Origin of the sequence: Acinetobacter marinus, assembly GCF_900096915.1 — a bacterium.
Lineage (GTDB): Bacteria > Pseudomonadota > Gammaproteobacteria > Pseudomonadales > Moraxellaceae > Acinetobacter > Acinetobacter marinus.
On the sequence record NZ_FMYK01000011.1, the window covers coordinates 24415 to 48443 of the forward strand.

The following is a 24029-nucleotide window of genomic DNA, read 5'->3' on the forward strand; positions in this document are numbered from 1 at the left end:
GTTAGCACCTTAATTTCTCAGTTTTATCAAAGCGGTTTTCATCAAAGCACTCCACGGTTTAGGATTGCTTATTTTTCACAGGCGTTATATTCTCAAAAACATAATGAATCTATATCTTCCACATCACCGCTGAGCAAAATATCTATGCATTTCCAAAACAATTACTCTCTGAAAAAACAATGTCTTGCTATCCTTGGTATCGTGGGTTTAACCGCCATTTCAACAATTAGCTTTGCCAAAGCATCGACCACCGTCTTTGCCGCCGCCAGTCTGACCAATGCCATGCAAGACATCGAAAAACTCTATGAGCAAACCTATAAAACCGATGTGAAAACCTCATTTGCAGGATCATCGACCTTGGCAAAGCAGATCGAAGCAGGCGCACCAGTCGACATTTTTATGTCAGCGGATTTGCAGTGGATGGATTATTTGCAAAAACAGGGTCAGGTGAATCCCAAAAATCGGGTGAATTTACTCGGTAACTCTTTGGTGTGGATTGCGCCAAAATCACAAACCTCAAAACTTGATGTCAAAAAGGGCGCAGTGCCTGCAGTGGTGAAAAATAGTCGCATCTGTACAGGCGATACCAGCAGTGTACCTGTCGGGAAATATGCAAAGTCAGCACTCACTTCATTGGGTTGGTGGACGACCATTCAACCTAAATTGGTGGAAACCGAAGATGTGCGTGGTGCGCTTGCCTTTGTGGAACGTGGTGAATGTCAGCTCGGCATTGTCTATGCGACGGACGCAGCGATCAGTGATAAAGTCAAAGTGGTTGGCTCATTCCCTGTAGGAAGCTATCCAGCAGTGGTCTATCCAATTGCTAAGCTAGACCAATCTTCGGAAACACAACGTATGTATCAGTTTATCCAAGGCAAAAAAGCTGAAGCGATCTTTAAAAAGTATGGCTTTATTCCGCTTCATCCAGCTGCAAAACGTAAATAATGCTTGTGTTAAGTCCTGAAGAAATCAGCCTACTGCAACTGTCCTGTAAAGTTGCAGTAGCTTGTCTTTTGCTGAATATTATTCCTGCATTATTCTTCGGTTGGCTATTGGCACGCAAAGAGTTTTTGGGGAAATCCCTATTAGAAACATTGATCTTTCTACCTTTAGTCCTGCCGCCTGTTGTGCCGGGTTATTTGTTGCTCCAGCTATTTGGTAATAATGGCGTGATCGGCAAATATTTTAGTTACTTGGGATTCGAGTTGGCGTTTAACTGGAAAGGGGCGGTACTCGCTTCGGCAGTGATGGGCTTTCCGTTGTTGGTACAGTCGATTCGCCTTGCCATTGAATTGGTTGATCGTCGTTTAGAAATCGCTGCCATGACTTTGGGTGCATCTCGATTTGCTACTTTTCGGCAGATCACCTTGCCATTGGCGAGTAGTGGGATTTTAGTTGGGTTAATTCTGTGTTTTTGTCGCAGTTTAGGCGAGTTCGGTGCGACCATTAGCTTTGTCGGCAATATCGCCGAAGAAACCCGCACCTTACCGCTTGCGATGTATAGCCTGATGCAACAGCCGAATAGCGAAGATGCTTTAAATCGCTTAATTATCATGTCCTTAGCGATTGCATTTCTGGCGCTATGGTTTGCACAATGGTTTCAACGTCGGCAAAAACGGCTTCGAGGTGTGCAATGACTGACACGATGAATCAGCAAAAGTCATCTGTGATAGACATTGATATTGCATTATCTTTGGGGCAATTTCAGCTTGAGGCGCAGTATCAGACCGAGCAACAAGTATTGGGATTGTTTGGCGCATCGGGCTCTGGAAAAACCTCAATTTTGCATAGCGTGGCAGGCATTGTCACACCGCAAAAAGGTCGGATTCACATTCAGGAGCAGTGCTTTTTTGATGCGAGTCAAAAGATCAATCAATCGGTGCAACAGCGCCGTGTCGGTTTGGTGTTTCAAGATGCTCAGCTCTTTCCACATTTCTCGGTGAAAAAGAATTTATTGTTTGGGTTTCAGCATATTGAATCGTCACAGCGACATTTTCAGTTGGATCAAGTGGTGGAGTTACTCAAGTTGGCGCATCTACTAGATCGTATGCCGATCAAGCTCTCAGGCGGTGAAAAGCAACGTGTTGCGTTAGGACGTGCGTTATTGTATTCACCGAAAATTTTGCTCTTAGATGAGCCATTGTCTGCGCTAGATACGACACATAAACAGGAAATTATTCCGTTCTTTCAGCAGATACGAGATCAGACCAATATTCCGATGCTCTATGTCAGTCATGATATAGATGAAATTAAGCAACTGACTGATGAAGTGTGGTGTTTGACTTAATTTGTTAGTTGGATCGATCTTCTTTTTTTCTTAACTCTTCATTGGTAATCTCGACCATGTAATTCATTGGCATCATGATAAATGATAGAACTTCATCGTAGTCTAACTCATTCGGATCGACATTAGATAACTCAGGATTTATTGTCACTTCAAACTCAACAAACCACCATTTTTGTATTTTGAAATATAAATCACGAATTTGACCAATATATTCTGTTTTCGTTCTTTTTCCACTATCGGAGATCATTTTAGACAATTCATGTGCTAGTTCATTGCGATGAATCTTAAAATTTTTGACGCTTTGGATATCATCTTTAGAAATAACCCCATTTTTTTCTAACCAGATCAAAGAAGCGATAATGATATCTTTTCGATAGAGTTCGCGTACTTGAGTTTCGTATTTTGTATCAAGAGTTAAGCCATTTTCATTAAATCCATTGGTATAAAAATCTTTAATTTTCTGAATGATACTTTCAATTAATAAATCGTATGCGGTTAAATATAATGACGCAGAGATAAGTTGGAACTTAACTTCATCAGGATCTAAAAATTTCATCCAATCTTTATAAATCTTTTGCTTATCTGTCATTTTGAACTTGAACAAACTAATTGCGAAAACTCTACCATTTCACTTTCAATACTTTGCTTCGCAATCGCCTGCATCTGCCGATATTTCTCCACGATTTCCAGACCAAACGCTGTGACTTGTGCGCCGCCGCCATGCGAGCCACCTGTTTGCGTACTGACCAATGGCGAGATGAAATTTCGATTCATAGTATCGACCAACTGCCAAGCACGACGGTAGCTCATATTCATCTGCTTGGCGGCTTTGGAGATTGAACCTGTGGCGTGAATGGCTAGAAGTAACTCGGCTTTCCCTGGACCAAAAGCAATCTCAGCATCATTATAGATGCGAAGTTTGAGGCTGAGATGCGCTGATTGAGTCATCGGAATGAAATTTTATTTGACGAAACGCATTGATAAATCAATGGCTTGTACATCTTTAGTCAGTGCGCCCATCGAAATATAGTCTACACCAGTCGAAGCCACTTCACGCAAGCGTTCAACGGTAATGTTGCCCGACGCTTCAAGTTTGCAACGTCCATCGACCAGTTTTACTGCATCGATCATTTCTTGCTGACTAAAATTATCCAGCATCACAATATCCGCACCTGCCTCGAGTGCTTGCTGTAACTCATCAAAACTTTCGACTTCGACTTCGACAGGCTTATTTGGTGCGATTTGATGCGCTTGGTCGATTGCTTGGGCGATACCGCCTGCCGCCATGATGTGATTTTCTTTGATCAAAAATGCGTCGAATAATCCAATACGATGATTTTGACCACCACCCATGGCTACAGCATATTTTTGAGCAATACGTAAGCCCGGTAAGGTTTTGCGAGTATCCAAAATTTTAGTATTTAAGCCATCAAGCAATTTCACATACCCGTTCACTTTGGTCGCTACCGCAGATAAAGTCTGAACAAAATTCAGCGCAGGGCGTTCACCTGTCAGCAGGCTACGTGCGTTACCTTTTAGTTCTAAAAAGGCGTCATTAGCGAGGACAGTATCGCCATCATTTTTTAGCCAAATCACTTCAACAGTTGGATCAAGCTGCGCAAAAATTGCATCGACCCACGGACGACCTGCAAGCACCATATCTTCCCGAGTAATCACCCGTGCATGGGCAATCTCGTCTGCAGGCGTAAGCTGTGCGGTAATGTCGCCATCGCCAATATCTTCTGCAAGGGCATGTTGGACATTGATTTGGATCGCTTGCTCAAGCATCGTTGACGAAATCATGGTGTACTCAAAAAGGGATGATGAAAATTGAGACTGATTATAGCGGATTTTTTGTGATGGCTGATATGCCCTGTATGACTTACTGAAAAATAATCAATGCAGAAAAAGATTTACACAGCGCACGTGCAACAACTCAAGTAATATAATGCGTATGACATCAGATTCAATAAAATTTTGCGCATCATGACTGAACTAAAAATTGAACAAGGACGATTAAATATCGCTCGGCAGATCGCTTCACCGAATTTTAATGCACGTCCTGAGCAGACTGAGATTCGTCTAGTGGTGATTCATAATATCAGTTTGCCACCATCGCAGTTTGGTGGCGGTTATATCGAGCAATTTTTTCAAAATCAACTCGATCATAGCAAGCATCCTTATTTTGAAACCATTCGAGGGATGCAAGTTTCAGCGCATTTGCTGATTTTGCGCACTGGGGAAATTTTACAGTTCGTCAATTTTAACGATCGAGCGTGGCACGCAGGACGTTCGAGCTATCTTGGGCAAGTGGAATGTAATGATTATTCCATCGGCATCGAGCTTGAGGGCAGTGATGATTTACCTTTTGAAGAGGTGCAATATCAGCAATTGAGCCAAGTCATTGTTGCACTAGAATCTGCTTATCCAAAAACCAAACAGCATCTTGCAGGACATTCGGATATTGCGCCGCAACGTAAAACAGATCCCGGTGATTTTTTTGATTGGCAAAAACTACGTCGGCTTTTACAGCAGACACGCGCTACATAAAATCATTGGATTTACATGGTCTAGCGCATGCAAATGCTAAAAATTCCTCTACAATAAGCACTTTTGTGATTTGGGATAAAAAACCATGGCGCTATGGCGATCGACCGTCATTGTCAGTGCGATGACCATGTTGTCACGCATCTTAGGCTTGGTACGAGATATGGTCTTGCTCAATGTATTTGGCGCAGGCAAAGACTTCGATACCTTCGTGGTGGCGTTCCGCATTCCCAATTTTTTCAGGCGACTGTTTGCCGAAGGGGCATTTTCCCAAGCCTTTATTCCCGTACTTACAGAGTATAAAACTTCAAAAACACACGAAGAAGTGCAAATCTTAGTTAGTCGTGTATTTGGCGGTTTATTGCTGATCATGAGTTTGCTCACCGTCATTGCGATGGTGGCAGCACCTGCGATTTTATATGCCTATGCAGGTGGTTTTGCCGATGATCCTGAGAAATTTGCACAGCTGATTGATCTATTTCGCCTGACCTTTCCGTACCTGCTATTTATGTCGTTGACGGCATTTGCCAGTAGTATTTTGAATAGTTACGGTTCATTTACCACGCCTGCGTTTGCGCCTGTCTTGCTCAATCTCAGTATGATTTTGGCGGCATTATTTTTAGCGCCAAAAATGTATCCTGATCCTGCAATCATGTCGCTGGGTTGGGGGGTGTTGATCGCTGGTGTGCTACAACTAGCCTTACAACTTCCCGAATTATGGCGTAAAAAATTACTGATTCCACCGAAGCTCGACTTCAAACATGAAGGCGTGCAACGCATCTTAAAATTGATGTTGCCTGCATTGTTTGGCGTGTCGGTGACGCAGATTAATTTATTGCTCAATACCTTTTGGGCGTCGCATATGCAAGATGGTTCGGTGTCGTGGCTGTATACCGCAGAGCGGATGACCGAGTTACCATTGGGCTTGATTGGCGTGGCGATTGGTACGGTGATTTTACCGTCGTTATCGAGCCGACATGCTGAGCAAGATGCGGAAAAATTTCGTGGGATGATTGATTGGGCTGCCAAAGTGATTATTTTGGTCGGTGTGCCCGCCAGTATTGCGCTCGGTATGCTGGCTACGCCGATCATTCAAACGCTGTTCCAACACGGTGAGTTTACCTTTCGAGATACCGAGATGACTGCTTTGGCATTGCAATGTATGAGTGCAGGCGTGATTTCATTTATGCTGATCAAAGTCTTTGCGCCAGGCTTTTATGCACAACAAGATACCAAGACACCTGTGCGTATCGGCATGATTACCGTCTTTGCCAATATGCTGATTACCATTATTTTGCTCGGAATTTTTCATCTGATTGGCTGGCAGGCACAGCATATGGCACTGGCATTGGCATCATCAGGCTCGGCGTTGGTCAATGCAGGATTGCTCTATGTGGCATTGCATCGTCGTAATATTTATCGCTTCGAAGGGCACTGGAAGAAAACCATCGTACAATTTGCCGTTGCCAATATTGCCATGATCATCGCTCTTTGGTTCGGTTTACAATGGTTTAATGGCGAGACTGGGGCGATCATTCGCATCGTATCGCTGATTTTGCTCTGTGTTTTGGGTGCGGCGGTGTACGGCATTGCTTTGCTAGCAACTGGCTTTAGACCACGTCACTTACGCCCATAAAGCGCAACATATTTCGCCGTATATCGCCCAATAAAAAAGCTGTCCTTGGACAGCTTTTTGCATTTTATCTGGTGAAATGCTTGTTTGTTGAAATTATTTCACACGATACCATGTTTGGTTACGACCGAGTGCAGCAACACCGATATAACCACGGACTTTCAATGTCTTACCATTGGCAGCCATTTCCGCATTCATTTTATAAGTTTTTCCTGACTTTGGATCAAGAATTGTCCCGCCAGTAAACTTATTACCTGAGTCTGATTTGAGGTTTTGTACAATGGTCAAACCTTCGATTGGCTTACCTTTGAGTGAACCAGAGCAAGCGTCACAGGTTTTCTTCGAGGTTGTATCAAGTTGTTTTGCGATCGAAGCAGTATATGAACCATTAGATTGCTTTTTGAATTCGACAATCGCTTTGGCTTTGCCTGATTCATCATCAATGGTTTTCCACTGGGTATTATTGAGATCTGCAGCAAAAGCTGAGGTTGCCAACAAACTTCCGAATGTAATTAGGGCTAGTTTTTTCATTTATTGCGTCCTTCCTTAAAGGGGTTTGTCCTACATCATCCACGATAAAACATTAACGAATTTCTATTATGATTGTTTCGTTTATGCGTGTAATTTTATATGCTTATTTTGTGAATATCTAGCCACATTATGGAAAAATAATATGCCTGCTCCACAACAACTCAAATATTTTGTGATCGAAAAAGCCTTGAGAACACTGGTTCACTTTCCGAGTCGACAAGGGCTATCGGCACAGACACTGCGCATGATTTTAGCCAAGGCGACTAAATTATTCCCAGTAGATCAACGGCTTGCATTTCGAGAAATCAGTTTAGCAGGCATGCGCTGTGAAGAAATTCGTCACCGTAAAGCGCCCGCAACGCAGTTGATTTTTCATATTCATGGTGGTGCATTTTTTTTAGGTGGACTGGACAGTCACCGTGGCTTGATGTGTGATTTGGTGCGTGCGACAGGGGCACAAGTGATTCATCTGGACTATCCATTAGCGCCAGAATTTGCCTTTCCACATGCATTGGATGCACTGCAAGCTGCTTATTTGGAGGCGTTAGAGCAGGGCATTGCAGCGAAAAATATTACACTTTCTGGAGACTCCTGCGGTGCCAATTTGGCGTTGGCATTGTGTTTAAAATTGCGGGATGAAAAGCAACCTTTACCGAATGGCTTGATTTTATTATCACCGTGGCTAGATCTGTCGCTTGGCGGCGCATCGATCGTGCGCAATGCCAAACATGATGCGTTGTTGTCTGAGCAATTGCTTCGAGATGGCATCAAATATTATTTGGATGATCAAGCCAGCGTTGATGAACCTTATGTTTCGCCATTATTTGCCAATCTTAAAGGCTTGCCTGAAATGTTAATCCATGTCGGCAGTAAAGAGATATTACTGGATGATGCCAAACGCTTAAAGCAGGCGGCAGACGATGCGGATGTGGACTGTACCCTGACGATTTACCCTGGCATGTGGCATAACTTTCATATGTTTAGCCATTGGGTCGATACCGCAAAACGTGCGCTACGTGATATTGCCAAGTTTGTCGATCACATTGATCGTTAAAAATGCGCATTTTTGTGCGTTTCACGTGGAACATGAAAAATCATAATTCAGATTTACGTCCACCAATAGCGCAAAATATGAAAATAGATCGGCGCAGAAAAGCAAATCGAATCGAGCCGATCGAGCATACCACCATGCCCTTGGATGAGGTGTCCCCAGTCTTTGACGCCTCGATCCCGTTTGATCGCCGACATCACCAAACCACCAAAGAAGCCAAAGACACAGACAATAAAGCCAATCACAGCGGCTTGCCAGAGGTTAAATGGTGTCAACCAATGCATTGCCACACCGAGTAAGGTCGCAAGCAACATGCCACCAAATAAGCCTTCAATGGTTTTGGATGGGCTAAGTTTTGGTGCAACTAAATGTTTTCCAAGTAATTTTCCACAGACGTATTGCAATACATCGGAGCTTTGCACCACCAAAATTAACCAAATCGCCAACCAAATTTGTTCACCTTGGAACTGTGGAATGTTTATATTGACGATGGCAGGCACGTGTGAAATACAAAACACACAGATCATTAGTGCCCATTGGATTTTGCTGGTACGTTCCAAAAAATTGGTGGTATCTTCTTGTTTTAATGTGCTAATTGGAATCAGTAAGAAGATATAGAGTGGAATAAAAATCGAATATAAACCATACCAATCGATGTGAATCAGATAATATTGATAGGGAATGACAAAATAAAAAGCGATCAATAGCGCCCAATAATCACCCCGCCGAGTCGGTAATAACGTAATAAATTCCCGCAGTGCAAACAATGAAATCAGCGCAAATAAAATAATCAGTGCGGTATGACCCAACAGAATCGCCACACCGAGCACGATCAGCATCACCCACCACGCATTAATCCGTGCATTGAGGTTGTCAATGACGGCATGTGGCTGATAATTGACCCGTTGTTTGAGCAAGTGACCAATGGTGGACGCCACACTCAGCAAGATGGTGATAAAGATAAACAGCAGTGCGGTCAGATGGGTGTTACTCATGTTATTGATACTCCGCATCTTTTAAGGCTAATAATTGCTGTCGTGCTTGCGCTAAGAAGACCGATTTTTCACAATTTTGCGTATCGGTTAAGGGTTCACCAAAAGCAACCGTGGAGAGTAATGGCAAGGGAATCACCGCACCTTTGGGCATGACCCGATTGAGATTGGTGATCCATACAGGGATAATTTCTACCTCAGGAAATTGTTGGGACAGATGAAAGAGTCCACTTTTAAAGTCCAACAACTCTTGATCTTCTTCGAGATTTCGAGTGCCTTCAGGGAAAAAAATAATCGACTGACCTTGTGTCAAAGCAGCTTTCACAGGGGCAAGCGGATCCTCACCCTGTTCATGTTGACGGCTGATGATAATGCCGTGAAACACATCATGAATCAGAAATCGTTTCAGTGCGCTATGTTGCCAATAGTCCGATGCTGCCACAGGATGAGTCTTTTCCCGAATCTGGGTCGGTAAGGATGACCACAGCAGGATAAAATCGATATGGCTATTGTGATTGGCATAATAGATGCGTTGTTTTTGCTCAGGCTGACAGCCTACCCAAAGACTGCGTGCGCCAGTCAATAAACGAGTCGAGCGACGTAAAATAAATGCCAAAAAATAGGTCAATCCTCGAAATAGACGACTGGATTTATTTACACTTGGCATAGCACCACCCCAATGATCAGACCGATCAGATATAGCCACATCAACACCGCACTGCCAATAAAATACCGAAATAAACGCATGATACCTGTGAAGCGATCATCCCAATTGCGCACATTGTGCGATGCTTTAACTAGCTTAAAAAATATAAGAGATTGATCAAGTTGCGTGGTGAATTCGGCTATGGATGTGCCTTGTTGCTGAGCATCTATGAGCTGAGCTAAAAGTCCCTGATCGAAGCAAAAACGCAGATAAAAATATAAATGAATCAGTAGGATAAATATCGCAGGAATAATCCAAAGCAACACCTGATGCAACACAGCAATGATAAAAATTCCGCACCACGCCAGCACACAACTCAACAAAAAGGCGAGGCTACTTGTACTTAGCGCCAGCAAAGTCTGCGCTTGGAATAGAATGCGATCATTGTGCGGTTCCATGCTGATGCCATTGTTCCAATTGAGCGAGATTGTCGTGTTTCAAAACGATCCAAGGACGTGCCTGTTGAATCAATTGCATGCCTTGATCAGGGCTTTGCACGACGCCACGTTGTAGTAGCCATGCGATCAACACGGTACTACTTCGAGAATAGCCCAAAGCACAATAAATCAACAACTTTTTTACATCCTGAGTATGGGATAAATCTGCGGATTCAAACGGTGAGGATTGCAATGTTGCAGGTTGACTTGGTGTAGATTGAGTCGCTAAAGATTGCACCTCTGCAAAAAGATGCGCGAATCGTTGTACCGCTTCATCTAGTTGCTGAGCCTGAATGGGAATGAGATCAAGACTATAAAAGGCTTCAAACGATTGCTGCACCCGTTTGGCATGTGGCAGTTCGGCACAGCAGTCAAACAGTGCATCATAAGCATTGGCGTGTTCTGCCGTAGGAATGCGCCCCAAATAAATCTCAACATTCTCAACGCAGATAATCAGATTGTCCTCAGGATGCGAACGTGTCCACAGCCGACTATTGCACCATGCCATCAGTAAATAAGGTGCTAATAACAAGCGACTAGCAATCGACATCGTACCATTGCTATGCTTTTGAAATACCGAGGGTTGTTTGAGTAAATAAGCCAGCGCCACCAATGCCAAAGATAACGCAGGATAAAGCAACCATAAAAAACCACCACCGAACGCAAAGGCAATTGCGCTCAAGATAATTGCCAGTACAGCATAAAAGCTGGCAAGTTTCACATGCTTCGCCGTCAGCTTTTGCCGACCACAGCGTAACGGACTATAGCCATCTAAGGGAAATAGCCACATACAGATCGCACCAACCATGAGCCCTGTGGGGATATCAATAAAATGATGTTGCCATGTGGTCAGTACCGACAGTCCGATAAGAAATGACCACAGATGCACCAACCATCGCCAAGATGGTTTGATATGACGACGGAAAAAATCCCATAAAATCACTAATAAAATGATGTGCAAAGAGGGCGCTTGATTAAAGGGTTTATCAAAACCCATTAAAATATCAAACCATGTGCCGAAAAATCCTGAGATTTCAGGGCGCTCAAAACTGAATTTTAAGGGAAATAGAATAAAACAGCTGACAGCGATCAATTGTGCGCTGAGTAAACGTAAAAACTGCTGGCGAAGTTCAAACGTTGTAAAACACAGCAGTAAGGAGATGCCATAAAATAAATCAATCGACCAATACGGCACGATCGTCCATGGTAATAATGGAATATGCTTTTCCCATGCATAGACGATGCTGGGTACAGCGTCCAATTGGCTGGCATAGTGGTTGGCGAAACCGTAAGACCAGAAGAAAAAGGGTGCCAACACGACTAAGCATAAAATGCCATATTGCCAAACACCACGTTGTGGCGGATTGATAATCATGGTTTACTCTGCGATACGCTGTGCCACGGAAACGGTAAAAATACCAAATTCATCAATACGTTGATCGACTTTTTTAAAGCCTGCTTGTTCCACCAAAGCGTCCATCTCAGCTTGCGCACGTAGACGCATTACCCATGCTTGCCCTTGACGGTGTGAGGTCAAGGCACGTGCGATAAACTCTTGTTGCGGATGCCAGATTTGCCCTGTGTAAATCAGATAACCACCGACTTCAACACAATTCGACAAACCTGTTAAGGAATTGCGTAGCCAAGCATTGTCTGCAAATAACTCATAAAGTCCAGAGACTACAGCCAGATTGACTTTCGGTTCGATCGCCGCCAAATCTTGTGCATCAAAAGCATCGCCTTGCACAAACTGCGCAATATCATGCAAGCCACGTTCATGAATCAAGGCTTGTCCCGCATCGACGTTGATGTCGCTATAATCCCGCAACAAGATCGAGGCAGGACGTTCACTGAGCTGCGCCACGGCATCCAAAATATAGCGCCCATGCCCCGCCGCAATATCGAGAATACGCACCGCTTGACCTTCGGTGCTCAATTGCTGGGCATACTGTTTTAACATCAGCTCCAGATTTTGCTTACGCACACGAATGCCACGCCAGCCGATCGCATTGAGGTATTGTTTATCGATGAGCTTTCCGAGCGGATTTTTACTTTCCATTTGATTGCGATAGACAAAATCGAGCGTTGAACCTGAGTCATAACCTGTCTTTTCCCCGATTTTTAACCCTTTGGAAAATAGACTGCCAATTTTTAAATTCTGTTTTGCCAGTTGCCAGTAGGCATTTTTTAGTGATTTGGCGGGTAAAGGCGTAGAAATCTGCTCGGCAATGGCACAGCTACTGCCGATCACATCAGCATCTAAGACGTTGAGTTGATGCGAGTGCTCAAAGTTTGCCAAGATAAAGCGACGCATCTTTTCGATGGCGAGATGACGATCCTTTTCACCCAAAGTGTCGTGATAAAAGCCTTCTAGCACATGCCATTCTTTATTGGGATGTGCTAATTTTTCAAAAAAACTGCGCTGTGGTGGCTGACGCACCACGAAATCGGCAGAAGAACTGAGTACCTGCGTCGGTACAAAGATATTTTGTGCATCAGCGACAATTCGATCACTCGCCTCATACAGCCCAAGCAACATCCGCACCGAGATCGCTTTGGCAATCATCGGGTCTTCATCATAGCTTTTGGCACGGGCTTGATCATGGGTCAGCATCTTGGCTTTGACATAGCTGGTAATAAAGAAATTACCACGGACTTTTGCCAGTGCGGTCAAACCTGCACGAGCGAAAGGCACATAGAGCTTAATATCAAATGCAGGCGAGGCAAGGCACAGCGCACGGATTTTTGGCGCATAGTCATGAACCCAAGTGGCAGCAAGCACGGCGCCAACGCTTTGCCCAATCACCGCAATATTTTCTGTTTTGATTTGATAGGACTGATTGATATGGCGCACAAAATATTCTAAATCCAGCACCACCGCACTAAAACTTGGTGCATCACCACGTGCACCCTCGGTATGTCCATGTCCACGTTGATCCCATGCAAAAAAATCAAACTCAGGCAAATCCAGTTCACTGACTAAATGTGCCATACGCTCGGCATGTTCATGCCCACGATGCAGAAGAATAATCGCTTGCTTATCTGCTGCGGGTGTATCAATGGATTGATTGCTTTGCCAATGTTGATAGACGATGTGCTGTCCATCATGGCTTTGAAATTGCTGTTTGTGGTTGTTATACATATTTATTTTCCTATATTGATTCAAGTCGATCCTAATCTTTGTGATGTAATAGTCCTTGTCGAATACGATTAAAAATGGTCAGTATTAATAACACACTCGATAGCAGTAATATGCCATTGATCACTGTATCAATCTGTTGAATTTGTATATTTTGAAACTTTGCTTGTAGTGTTGGACTCAAGGCAATAATCACTGCCAATACACTGATCACAAAGGCACGATCGCTTTTGCCCATTGGGCCATCATAGCGACGTTCGGCACCAATAATCGGCGCCATGACCCCTGCATATTCCGCTAGGATTGCCAAAAAAATAAATAAAAATAACAGCTTATGACTAATTAAAGTAAATGCAATCAAACATAGATAAAGTGCACTGTCGCTGATCACATCGCACAATTCATTGAGATACGCACCGAGGTGGGACTGTTGCCCAAACTCACGAGCCAGCATGCCATCGATGGCATTACACGCCATGCGCAGCAACATCCACACGGGCAACAAAAGAAAGTACCAGATCGAACCATGAGGCGACTGCACACTAAAATAAATCCCAATCGCCACAAAGACTGAAACCAGCATACTGCCTAGCGTCACCATATTGGCAGTGACGCCCAGTCGATACAGCCCTTTGACCAAGGGTCGAAGTAGGTTTTGAAAGGCAGGCTTGAGCTGATAGATGGATGGCATGATGAATTGCGCAGTCTTATTGTTCAGTTTTAATAAAATCAATGATCAATTCAGTGTATCGGTTTTTTGTTCGAAGTTAAATCTTTATTATGCGTTGTTGTCGTTGCATATTTTCATGACGCCATCAAGAATATGCGGACGTCATGAATCGTTAAGTGTTTCGGTCAGAATGTGAATCGCCAAGCCATTTGTACATCACCAAAGCATCGACCAAGCCTTGGGTTGGGTGATTAAACGCCTTTGGTAATCGCCCAACAATGTCAAAGCCAAGTTTTTGCCAAAGTCGCACAGCACCTGCATTGCTTGATGCCACAAAGTTAAATTGCATCGACAAATAACCTAGCTCACGGGCGATTTGCTGCGAGTGTTCACACATCTGCGCCGCCACGCCTTGCCCACGTGCTGCTTCGGACACCATGTAACCACAATTACAGACATGCGCACCTGCAGCAGCGTGGTTGGTTTTGATGTAGTACGAACCGAGAATTTCCCCATCTTTTTCAAAAACAAAGGTTTGACGAGGTAAATTCATCCATTGATGAAAAGCCTCCTCTTGACTGATGTTTCGATCATAGGCATAAGTCTCGCCCGCTTGGGCAATGGGTTTGAAAAAAGTCCAAATTTGAGCAAAATCTTCGCTGCTTGCTAGTCTAATCATGTTCACTTCACCCACTTTTGCGTCCGCTATATTGTGCAGAATATATTAACGGTGCAAAAGATTAAAAATATAAAATTCAAAGACTTTAGTCTAGATTTGACGATTAACAGCGTTGTAATAGATTAAAGCGTTCATCTTCACGCTTATGCGCACTGACTTGTTGTAAGACTTTATGGATAAAGCGTAACTTATCTAAGACGGTACTCGACAGTACAAATGGATAGGCATCTTCCAGTCCCATACTTTGGTTCAGCGAATTTAGACCATACGTGAGCGCAAACCAGTTATTTAAGGTCAGTTCAAAATCTTGCGCATGGGTGGGTGATTCGGTGAAGCGCAGTTCAGGGCCGTTCTTATGGCGTTTTTCCACGGTCATGCCGATATGATACGCCGTATCTAAGGTGCTGATCATGTGTAGATAATGCGCCCAAGTTTCCGCCCAATCTTCCCAAGGATGGCTGGTGGCATAAGTGCTGATAAAGCGTTCTTGCCAATCTTTTTGCGCACCGTGTTCATAATAGTTTTGGAGGGCTTGGCTATAATCTTGACGCTCGTCTCCAAAAATCTGCCGAAACTCAGCCAGCCACGGGGTATCTGCGATCAACACATCAAAATAGTAGTGTCCACTCTCATGGCGAAAGTGTCCAAGTAGAGTGCGATAGTTTTCGCCCATGGTAATGCGGGTTTGTTCTCGATAGAGATGATCTGCCTCAAAGGCATTCAAGGTAATCACCCCATTGGCATGACCTGTCATCACGGGATGGTCTTCGGTCGGTACCAAAAACTGAAAACTCAAACCGAGCGCATCATCAGGGCTGGTTTTTGGTCGTGGGAAAATATCGAGACGCTGGGTGATATATAAAAAACGGCGTTTGGCGATTTCGAGTTTTGCCCAATATTCAATATTTTTTTCTTCGTGCAGATTCGGGATCACCGAGGTCAATTGACATGAGCAACAATAAGCTGAGGGATCGTCAGCGTCGATCATCCAATTGCAGACATGATATTCTTGATAGTTGGCGCACGGGCGGTATAGTTTTTCCGAACCATCAAGCGCAAGCCAGCCTTGTTCGGTTTGCTCGAACGTCGCCATATCTTGACTTGTCGGTAAATAACCCACCACTTTATTGCAAGAGATGCATAAGCTGTTGCTATACATGATTTGCGCATGGCAATGATTACAATAAAAAACTTTCATATCCGCTAAAACTAAAAAGAATCGTGTTCGATCATAGGGTAATTAGCTGTGATTGAAAAGTGCATTGACCTAGAAGTCGTAGAAAACTCGCAAAACGAAGCACAGGTCAGGGCTTTATTTTTGCATTGGTAAAGTCGGTATAAGTGTCTGTATCAGCAGATTTAATCTTATTCTACTTTTAAAATGGTATTGGTCAGCACATTCATCAGCACAAAACGGTCATTGACCTTGACCCATTGCTGGTAACGAGACGGTTCACTGAGTTGACGATGATCTCGATAATCAACCCGCTCGGCATGACGAAACTCTTCTGGTAAGGCTTGTCCTGCTTTGAGCGGGGCGTTATGACGTTGCTGTTTTTTGCCTTGACCTCGACCTTTGTCATTTTTCTGGCGCTCATCGCCTTGCCCGTGTCGATCTTGCTCAAAAGACGGATCATGCGGATGCTGGTTGTCTTTTGGCTTTGCAAACGTGGTTTGCCCTGCCATTAAGCTCAGCATAACAATAATCAATCCAGCAAGTTGTTTCATACGAGCAACCTATTCAATTGGGTGTGTGCCAGCAATCATAACCGATTGGCTTTGGCTGTTGATGAATTTGGTTTTACTTTTACGTGAAAACTATGTAGAAACGATGGATTTTTGTGCATGGAAATGACAATAGATGAGAATCATTTCCGATGGTTTGGGTCATTTTTCATGGTCATGGTGTACTGAGCAATGAATTTGACGATGCGTCGTCTGAATCGCAACAGACCCTAATCAAAGTGGTTGAAATGCAAAAATCATCTATCGATTAGTCAATCAATTTACGAAATACTTGTGAGTTGCGTTGATAGTTGTACATGGCTTGGCGCGCGCTTGGCAGTTCGCTCAATTCGACTTTTTCAAAGCCTTGTTCCATAAACCAATGCCCCGTATGGGTGGTGAGCAAATATAACTGTCCAATGCCAAGGTGTTTGGCACGTTGCTCCAAAAAGTGTAAGACTTGCACGCCACGATTGGATTTACGGTAGTCGGGATGCACCGCAACGCAGGCAATTTCACCTGACGCAGGTTCAGTATCGTCAACAGGGAGCGGATAAAGTGCAGCACAGGCAAGGATCATCCCGTCACGTTCAATCACGGCAAAGTGCTCGATTTCATCTTCTAGCCGTTCTCGTGAGCGATACACCAAGATGCCTTGCTCCTCAAGAGGACGCAGCAGATTGAGCAATCCGCCAACGTCTTGAATCGTGGCTTGGCGCACTGCTTCATAGTCCATCGCTGTGACCAGCGTACCGAGACCATCACGGGTAAATAGCTCACCAAGAAGCGCACCATTTTGATGGTACGACAGCAGATGACAACGTTTCACGCCAGCTTTGCACGCCTGTACTGCACCTGCCAAGTGCAAATACTGCTCATGATTTGGCGTATCGAATTGTGTCAAATGATGTGTGGCTTGCTGTGGTGTGAGCTCTCGAATGAGTTTGTGCTGGCTGTCTAAAAAGCCACGCTGTTCCCCAAGAAAAATCAGTTTATCCGCTTTTAAGTCAATGGCAGCACGTGTCGCTACCTCTTCTGCACGCAAGTTAAACACTTCACCCGTGGAAGAATAGCCTGTCGGACCAAGTAGGACGATTTGATTATTTTTCAGATTATGCGTGATGGCATCATGATCAATGGCACGCACCTCACCTGTCAGTTGAAAATCAACGCCTTCGTGGATACCAAACGGTTTTGCCGTGACGAAATTGCCTGAGACCACATCGATGCGTGCGCCATACATCGGTGAGTTGGCGAGTCCCATCGACAGTAAGGCTTCAATCTGCAAACGAATCGAACCAACCGCACTGAGCACCGCAGGCAAAGATTCACGGGTGGTGATACGGCGATGTTTTAAAAATGGGGTTTTAAGCTGAAGCTGTGCCAGATTGTGATTGATTTGCGGACGTGCACCATGTACCAAAACCAGCCGTATACCCAGCGCATGCAGTAGTGCAATATCATGAATAATATGCTGAAAATTATCAGATTGCAGGGCTTCGCCACCGAACATCAGTACAAAAGTTTTATGACGATGCGTGTTAATATACGGTGCTGCATGACGAAACCAATGCACATAGTCAGGCGTAGATGCTTGATCCAAGGATAAGTTATTTTGATTTGGGGTGGGCTGTGCTGGTTTTGTCACGGGATGACCTTATTTTTCAATATGCGATACAACATGCCAAGCATAGCACTATCGATGCATTGCCAAAAGTGCTTGGAATCAGTCATTTGTATATGTCGTTTGCGGATGCGATGAGATGAATATTTTAATCTTGGGTTGTGGTCAAATTGGTCGAGCGCTCGCTGAGGGCTTGGCACAAGAAGGCGATGGGGCAACACATCAAGTGACCTGCGTGAGTCGAAGCGCACAAACCTTTGCTCAAGCGAATATCCAGCATGTTGCGCAAGATATTCAAGATTTAAATTTTCTAAATTTAGATCTATCCGATCAGCATGGTTTTGATTGGGTCTATGTCATTGTTTCACCAAGTGAACGCAGCGTGGATGGCTATCAGCAGATTTTCATTGATAGCGCTCGCCCAGTCTTTCGGGCATTGCAACATCATCCGATTCAAAAAGTGATTTTTGTGTCCTCTACGCGTGTCTATGGCGAGGATAGCGGACAATGGTTAAATGACGAAACTACGCCACAGACGCATGATCCGATCGGGCAGACCCTGATTGCAGCGGAGCAACTGTGGTCGGCGTATTGGCAGGAAAAGCTCACCATCATCCGCCCCAGTGGTTTATATCGGGAGCACAGTCTATATCTCAAAACGAAAGCATTAGAAACTACGCAATTGACGACAAATCATTGGACCAATCGGCTTCATCGCAGTGATTTGGTGGGATTTTTACAGTACTTCATGCAGATTGAAAATGTAGAAAATATCGAATCAAGCTATATCCTGACTGACCAACGCCCGAGCATACAACATGAATTATTCAATATCATCCGTGCGGAACATCAATTTGAACCGCTAACGATTCATGCCGATGCAAAGACAACAGGCAAACGACTGCGTGCGGATCGTTTTACGCAGTCGGGTTATAAGCTGAAATATTCTGCGCATCCTCTATTGACTAAGATAATCCCCACCGAGCCTCCCCTTTGAAAAAATGGAGGAGCGCCTATCTTAAGCCTAAAGCCAGTCAGTTAAGTATTTTTTAATCCTCCCCAACCCTCCTTTTTCAAAGGAGGGAGTATTTCGAGATTCAATACAGTGTTGAATTCAATGGTATTCCCCTCTTTTCAAAGAGGGGTTAGGGGAGATTTATCAATCAGTAATAATGAAATTACGCTTAACTGATCAGCATTATATCTTAAGCCTGTTTTTTAAAGCGTTCACGGACAAAGGTATAGATTGCAGGCAGTACGCTCAAGATGATGATGGCGAAAATGACATAGGTGAAGTTGTCTTTGACCGCAGGAATATTGCCAAATAAATAACCCAACAGAATAAATGAACCCACCCAACAGATCGCACCGATCACGTTATAGCTCAAAAAATATTTATAATTCATCGAGCTGGCACCCGCCACAAAGGGTGCAAAAGTCCGTGCAAAAGGAATAAAGCGGGCGAATATAATGGTCTTGCCACCATGCTTTTCAAAAAAGGCTTGGGTTTTGAACAAGTATTCTTTATTGATCCAGCGTGACTCAATGCTAAACACTCGAGGACCAATATATTTCCCGATATGATAATTCAGCGTATCGCCAAGCACCGCAGCGATAAATAGCAGAATAACCAATAACACAGGATCCATTGCACCAGTGGCAGCCAAAGCACCCGCAGCGAACAGTAAACTGTCACCAGGTAAAAATGGCATCACCACCAGACCAGTTTCGACAAAAATAATTAAAAATAAAATGCCGTAAATCCACACCCCATAATTGGTCACGAACTCGACGAGGTGTTGGTCGACATGCAAAATAAAATCAAGCAAATACATTGCGTTTCATTCAAATCAAAAAATTTGCCTAATGCTAGCAGGAGTCGTTCGTGCTTGCATTAGGCAATCTGTGATTTTTTATAAGTTGCAGGTCAATTCAACTCAAGTCAATTCAGATCAATAACATCAGATCAATTAACCTGTATTGCGTAGTCCCGCAGCGATGCCTGCGATGGTGACCATTAAGGCATGATCGACAGGGGTTTGCTCTTGTCCTTGTTCAATGTATTGACGGCGACGGCGCATTAATTCTGCTTGCAACAAATGTAACGGCAACAGGTAAGTTTTGCGCACACGCATCGATTGATCAAAGTTATCTTTGTCTTCAATCAGTGTCGAGCCAGACTTAAGCTGAAGCACAGTATCCACTGCTTTATCCAAGCGTTTACGCAAGCTATCGCCAAGCTCGATCAAGGCAGGGTCATCGGTCAGATGTGACTCATAGTACTGCGCAATACGTGGATCGGCTTTTGCCAAGACCATTTCCAACATATCGATCAAGGTATTGAAATATGGCCATTGATCTAACATGGTCAATAAGGTGTCTTTTTGCTGTGCATCGAGTGCATGTCGGATCGCAGCGCCAGTGCCGAGCCAAGCAGGGAGCATCAGGCGAATCTGTGTCCATGCAAACACCCACGGAATTGCACGTAAAGATTCAATGCCACCACCGACTTTACGCTTTGCAGGGCGAGAGCCCAACGGTAGCATTTGCAGTTCTAACTCTGGTGTCACGGTACGCAGATAACGAACAAAATCAGGATGTTCACGCACTGTTTTACGATACAGTTGCACCGATTCTGTGGTCATTTGATGCATCAGCTCACGCCACGCAGGCTCAGGCTTTGGCGGTGGCAGTAAGGTGGCTTTTAAGGTCGCCGCACAATAGATTTCTAAGTTCTGAATGGCAATTGGCTCTAAACCAAATTTAAAGCGGATCATCTCGCCTTGTTCGGTGACACGGATTGCGCCCTTGATCGAACCTGGCGGCTGTGCATAGAGTGCTTGATGGGTTGGTGCACCACCACGACTGATCGAACCACCACGACCGTGGAATAGTGTCAATTGAATGCCGTGCTTTTGCGCCACTTCAGTGAGTTGTTCCTGAGCACGATATTGTGCCCAGTTGGCAGACATGAATCCTGCATCTTTGGCAGAGTCGGAGTAGCCGATCATCACTTCATGCTTGCCTTGAATTTGTTGCTTGTACCACGGCATATTCAGCAGTTGATCAATGGTTGATGCTGCACGATCCAGATCGTCTAAGGTCTCAAATAATGGCACTACACGCAGGGGCTTGGCGACACCCGCTTCTTTTTGCAGGAGCATCACCGCCAATACATCACTTGGATATTCCGCCATAGAAATAATATAAGCACCGAGCGACTCAGGCGGTTGCTGAGCCAACATTTTGACCGTCGCCAAGACCTCTTGTACATCGGCATGTGCCAGCGCATCCTCAGGGTTCAGCTCGACATGATGTGGCAATAATGGGCGTTTATTGGACAGCTCTTGAATCAACCATGTTTGTTTGGCTTGTTCGCTCCAAGTAGAAAATTCGCCTAAGCCGAGATACGCCGTGATGGCACTGACTGCTTGACGATGACGGGTGGATTCTTGACGAATATCGAGCTTGACCAATTCAATGCCAAAACAGTTGGCACGATGAATCACATCCAGCAATAAGCCATCCGCAATATTTTGCATTTTGCTTTGAGTTAAGGATTGGTAACAATCGTGCAACGGCTCAAGTAACTCTTGGGTCGAGTGAATCACGCCAGTATCATCTAGCGCCGTTTGCCCATGCAATCTGGCGTCTAACCAACGCAAGGTCAGTTGTAGTCGGTCACGCAGGTTGCGTAAACGCTCACGATATGGCTCAACGTGGTGATTGACTTTTTCTGCGAATTCAGCGGTGCACTGTTGCATGGAGAGTTCCCAGCGCAAATTCTCAATGTCTTTTAAGAATAAATCTGCTGCTTTCCAGCGTGACAGCAATAACACTTCCTCAGTCACTTTATACGTGACATTTGGGTTGCCATCACGGTCGCCACCCATCCACGAGGCAAAACGAATCGGTGCGCTATCTAAGGGTAAGCGTTTGCCACAGTAAGTGAGCACCAGTTGATCTAGCTCACGGATAAACTTCGGTACCGCCGTCCATAATGTTTGCTCGATGGTGGTAAAGCCCCATTTTGCCTCATCGACTGGTGTTGGGCGATTTTGGCGAATTTCATCGGTTTGCCATGCGGCGCTAATTTCTTGTTGTAATTGCGCTTCGAGTTGGGCTTGTTCGATCGGGGTCAGTTTGCGTTGATCCAAATCGGCTAGACAGCGACTGATGTCGTCATATTTTTGAATCAAGGTGCGACGGCTAACTTCGGTTGGATGGGCGGTCAGTACTAGCTCGATATGCAGATTTTGTACAGTTTCATAAAGCGTCTGCGCATCGATTTTTTCAGATTGGCTGAGCTTAAATAGATGCTGTAACACATTGCTGTGATTCAGTTCATCGCTATCAAGGTGAAATTGATTGCGACGACGCTGCCGCACCCCATGATATTGCTCGGCGATATTGGCAAAGTTGAGAAAATGGGTAAATGCACGGCTTAGAGGCAAGGCATCTTCATCACTTAAATTCTGTAAAATTTCCGCCAATTTTTGCTCTGCCTGCGCATCACCATCACGTGCGCCTTTGGCATATTTACGGATATGCTCGACTTGGTCATACAGGGTTTGCCCGACTTGTTGTTTTAAGGTGTCGCCTAAATAACTCCCCAATACACGCACATCATCACGTAGTTCCACATCAATTTCTGTTTGGCTCATGGTTTATTTGGCTCCTTAAAAGCGGCGGCGGGATGGATCAAAAAAAGAAAAATAGCTAGGGTCTGTTGACATTTCAACCATGCATTGCGTTATCAGCTAAAACAACAGAAACGAGACATGAAACGAAGGTAATGGTCACTCCCTTACCAAGTTTCATAACGAAGTTTATGGCAGTTTTAGCGATAACCCTTTGGGACTAGGATGTTTTTTGGCGCTACGTCGTTAGGAAAGAGTCATTTAGAATGACTAAACTTCCTCATTCCTGCCTAGTGTCACCTAAAAAACATCCGTAGTCGCAAGCATCTGTGAGATGTCAACAGACCCTATATTCAAGCATCAAAATCTTGTTCTCGGCTTAGTCTACTCGCATCATGCGCTTGCCACAAATGGCTTGGGCTAAAGTCTGATACCTCAGGTGCAATGTCCAGAATACGGAGCGGTAGAAAGATCACTATAAAGGCAAATCGAAATATCTTATTTGCATAAAACGACAGTCGATTGGCGTGAATGTAAGCAAAAAATTTCGCTACATAGAGGCAGTGTTCTGAGCATGAAATAAAAAGAGCATAAACGTATACGGATGACTTTAAAATTATGCGCAATGATGCAATGTTGTGTAGAAGATTGCCCTAACGCAAAGGATAGACTTTAAAGAAAATCGCCAATTGATGTTTGACCTTGGTCTGGATTTTTGCCAAATCAGGCACAGGGTCGATCCCCCAAAGCACACGGTCATGATGCACATCGGTCATTAAGGTACAAAATAAATCAATCGCCAGCAATTCATCATCAATATCGATGAGTTGATGTTGTTGAAACTGTTGAAATAATGAGAGTAAGTTGGTGCGAGTCTGCTGTGGTCCAGAATTGAAAAACAATGCGACCAAATCAGGCTCTTGGCTGGCTAAGCTGGTCATCAGCTGATGCAATTTGATCGCCTCATCCGAATACACCATCTTTAAAAATGCCACGGACAGTTCAAATAAATGTGCTTCGACCGACTTGTGAATATCCAACTGATAGAAATGTTTGGGCAGGCGTTGGTCACAGACCATGGAAATCGCAGCACCAAATAAATGTGCTTTATCTTGGAAATGGTTATATACCGTGAGCTTAGAGACATTGGCGAGCTTGGCGATGCTGTCCATGCTAGTCCCCTCATAGCCTGTACGCAAGAAACACTGCGTAGCTGCTTCCAAAATCGCTTGGCGTTTTTTCAGATCTTTGGGACGACCGACTTGGGGTTGCATGCTGGCGCATTTCCTTCTTAAGCAGATTGACTTTACTGACATTAAAAAATGTCTAGCTTACAATGACAACAATTATTATACTGCCTAGTATAGA

General features: G+C 44.3%; 24 protein-coding genes. 7 read left to right on the forward strand and 17 right to left on the reverse strand.

All coding sequences use genetic code 11. The features are described 5' to 3' along the window. Window positions 1-144: 144 nt before the first annotated feature. From modA to BLQ60_RS13060, 3 genes are read left to right on the forward strand one after another with little or no spacing between them, the layout of a single operon-like run. Complete coding sequence (modA, locus tag BLQ60_RS13050; protein WP_092621451.1) at window positions 145-945, forward strand: molybdate ABC transporter substrate-binding protein; 801 nt, start codon at window positions 145-147, stop codon at window positions 943-945. Next, window positions 942-1637: a molybdate ABC transporter permease subunit gene (gene modB, locus BLQ60_RS13055; RefSeq protein WP_378235119.1), complete on the forward strand. Its 696-nt coding sequence runs from the start codon at window positions 942-944 to the stop codon at window positions 1635-1637. The genes modA and modB overlap by 4 nt, the downstream gene beginning before the upstream one ends. After that, the gene (locus BLQ60_RS13060) at window positions 1634-2287 is read left to right on the forward strand and encodes a molybdenum ABC transporter ATP-binding protein (protein WP_244516056.1); all 654 of its coding nucleotides are present in this window, start codon (window positions 1634-1636) and stop codon (window positions 2285-2287) included. Before modB ends, BLQ60_RS13060 begins: the two co-directional genes overlap by 4 nt. Window positions 2288-2291: 4 nt before the next feature. On the opposite strand, the gene BLQ60_RS13065 is transcribed toward BLQ60_RS13060, so the two are convergent. The 3 genes from BLQ60_RS13065 to nadC are packed head-to-tail and all read right to left on the reverse strand — an operon-like array spanning window position 2292 to window position 4090. Beyond that, window positions 2292-2876 (reverse strand): hypothetical protein, encoded by a 585-nt coding sequence (locus BLQ60_RS13065; protein WP_092621455.1) that lies wholly within the window; start codon window positions 2874-2876, stop codon window positions 2292-2294. Then, on the reverse strand, window positions 2873-3235 hold the full coding sequence (locus BLQ60_RS13070; RefSeq protein WP_092621457.1) for a winged helix-turn-helix domain-containing protein: 363 nt from the start codon (window positions 3233-3235) through the stop codon (window positions 2873-2875). Before BLQ60_RS13070 ends, BLQ60_RS13065 begins: the two co-directional genes overlap by 4 nt. 12 nt (window positions 3236-3247) lie before the next feature. Beyond that, entirely contained in the window at window positions 3248-4090 is an 843-nt protein-coding gene (nadC, locus tag BLQ60_RS13075; RefSeq protein ID WP_092621460.1) for a carboxylating nicotinate-nucleotide diphosphorylase, read from the reverse strand. A 183-nt stretch (window positions 4091-4273) separates the two neighbouring features. Between nadC and ampD the strand changes: the two genes are divergently transcribed. Beyond that, window positions 4274-4837 carry a 1,6-anhydro-N-acetylmuramyl-L-alanine amidase AmpD gene (gene ampD / locus BLQ60_RS13080; protein ID WP_092621463.1) on the forward strand — a complete coding sequence of 188 codons (564 nt, stop codon included), beginning with the start codon at window positions 4274-4276 and terminating at the stop codon, window positions 4835-4837. 85 nt (window positions 4838-4922) lie between these two features. Further along, the gene (murJ, locus tag BLQ60_RS13085; protein ID WP_092621466.1) at window positions 4923-6470 is read left to right on the forward strand and encodes a murein biosynthesis integral membrane protein MurJ; all 1548 of its coding nucleotides are present in this window, start codon (window positions 4923-4925) and stop codon (window positions 6468-6470) included. A gap of 93 nt (window positions 6471-6563) precedes the next feature. Here murJ and BLQ60_RS13090 read toward each other — a convergent pair whose 3' ends face one another. Next, on the reverse strand, window positions 6564-6998 hold the full coding sequence (locus tag BLQ60_RS13090; RefSeq protein WP_092621469.1) for a DUF2147 domain-containing protein: 435 nt from the start codon (window positions 6996-6998) through the stop codon (window positions 6564-6566). A gap of 142 nt (window positions 6999-7140) precedes the next feature. Here BLQ60_RS13090 and BLQ60_RS13095 point away from each other — a divergent pair, with 142 nt between their 5' ends. Beyond that, entirely contained in the window at window positions 7141-8052 is a 912-nt protein-coding gene (locus BLQ60_RS13095; RefSeq protein WP_092621471.1) for an alpha/beta hydrolase, read from the forward strand. Window positions 8053-8105: 53 nt separating this feature from the next. Here the strand turns inward: BLQ60_RS13095 and BLQ60_RS13100 are convergent, their stop codons facing one another. The 10 genes from BLQ60_RS13100 to argA all read right to left on the reverse strand — a co-directional run bounded on the left by BLQ60_RS13100 (window position 8106) and on the right by argA (window position 18045). Then, the gene (locus BLQ60_RS13100; RefSeq protein WP_092621474.1) at window positions 8106-9044 is read right to left on the reverse strand and encodes a phosphatidate cytidylyltransferase; all 939 of its coding nucleotides are present in this window, start codon (window positions 9042-9044) and stop codon (window positions 8106-8108) included. A gap of 1 nt (window position 9045) precedes the next feature. Beyond that, a complete protein-coding gene (locus BLQ60_RS13105) occupies window positions 9046-9708 on the reverse strand; it encodes a lysophospholipid acyltransferase family protein (protein WP_092621477.1) in 663 nt (220 codons plus the stop codon). After that, complete coding sequence (locus BLQ60_RS13110) at window positions 9696-10145, reverse strand: hypothetical protein (RefSeq protein WP_092621480.1); 450 nt, start codon at window positions 10143-10145, stop codon at window positions 9696-9698. The genes BLQ60_RS13105 and BLQ60_RS13110 overlap by 13 nt, the downstream gene beginning before the upstream one ends. Next, window positions 10129-11559: a phosphatase PAP2/dual specificity phosphatase family protein gene (locus BLQ60_RS13115; protein ID WP_092621483.1), complete on the reverse strand. Its 1431-nt coding sequence runs from the start codon at window positions 11557-11559 to the stop codon at window positions 10129-10131. The genes BLQ60_RS13110 and BLQ60_RS13115 overlap by 17 nt, the downstream gene beginning before the upstream one ends. Window positions 11560-11562: 3 nt before the next feature. Then, window positions 11563-13326, reverse strand: coding sequence for a bifunctional alpha/beta hydrolase/class I SAM-dependent methyltransferase (locus tag BLQ60_RS13120; RefSeq protein WP_092621486.1), 1764 nt, complete (start codon window positions 13324-13326; stop codon window positions 11563-11565). Between the two features lie 31 nt (window positions 13327-13357). Continuing rightward, window positions 13358-14014 (reverse strand): CDP-alcohol phosphatidyltransferase family protein, encoded by a 657-nt coding sequence (locus tag BLQ60_RS13125; RefSeq protein ID WP_092621579.1) that lies wholly within the window; start codon window positions 14012-14014, stop codon window positions 13358-13360. Window positions 14015-14165: 151 nt separating this feature from the next. Next, entirely contained in the window at window positions 14166-14672 is a 507-nt protein-coding gene (locus tag BLQ60_RS13130) for a GNAT family N-acetyltransferase (RefSeq protein WP_092621489.1), read from the reverse strand. A 103-nt stretch (window positions 14673-14775) separates the two neighbouring features. Continuing rightward, window positions 14776-15870: a zinc-binding metallopeptidase family protein gene (locus BLQ60_RS13135; RefSeq protein WP_092621492.1), complete on the reverse strand. Its 1095-nt coding sequence runs from the start codon at window positions 15868-15870 to the stop codon at window positions 14776-14778. 167 nt (window positions 15871-16037) lie between these two features. Next, complete coding sequence (locus tag BLQ60_RS13140) at window positions 16038-16400, reverse strand: RcnB family protein (protein WP_092621495.1); 363 nt, start codon at window positions 16398-16400, stop codon at window positions 16038-16040. Window positions 16401-16665: 265 nt separating this feature from the next. After that, window positions 16666-18045 carry an amino-acid N-acetyltransferase gene (gene argA / locus BLQ60_RS13145; RefSeq protein WP_378235111.1) on the reverse strand — a complete coding sequence of 460 codons (1380 nt, stop codon included), beginning with the start codon at window positions 18043-18045 and terminating at the stop codon, window positions 16666-16668. A 115-nt stretch (window positions 18046-18160) separates the two neighbouring features. Here argA and BLQ60_RS13150 point away from each other — a divergent pair, with 115 nt between their 5' ends. Continuing rightward, window positions 18161-19018 (forward strand): NAD-dependent epimerase/dehydratase family protein, encoded by an 858-nt coding sequence (locus BLQ60_RS13150; protein ID WP_092621498.1) that lies wholly within the window; start codon window positions 18161-18163, stop codon window positions 19016-19018. Between the two features lie 208 nt (window positions 19019-19226). Here the strand turns inward: BLQ60_RS13150 and BLQ60_RS13155 are convergent, their stop codons facing one another. The 3 genes from BLQ60_RS13155 to BLQ60_RS13165 all read right to left on the reverse strand — a co-directional run bounded on the left by BLQ60_RS13155 (window position 19227) and on the right by BLQ60_RS13165 (window position 23935). Then, window positions 19227-19856 carry a DedA family protein gene (locus tag BLQ60_RS13155; protein WP_092621501.1) on the reverse strand — a complete coding sequence of 210 codons (630 nt, stop codon included), beginning with the start codon at window positions 19854-19856 and terminating at the stop codon, window positions 19227-19229. A gap of 135 nt (window positions 19857-19991) precedes the next feature. After that, the gene (ppc, locus tag BLQ60_RS13160; protein WP_092621504.1) at window positions 19992-22685 is read right to left on the reverse strand and encodes a phosphoenolpyruvate carboxylase; all 2694 of its coding nucleotides are present in this window, start codon (window positions 22683-22685) and stop codon (window positions 19992-19994) included. Window positions 22686-23314: 629 nt separating this feature from the next. Next, on the reverse strand, window positions 23315-23935 hold the full coding sequence (locus BLQ60_RS13165) for a TetR/AcrR family transcriptional regulator (protein WP_171259116.1): 621 nt from the start codon (window positions 23933-23935) through the stop codon (window positions 23315-23317). Window positions 23936-24029: the final 94 nt, after the last annotated feature.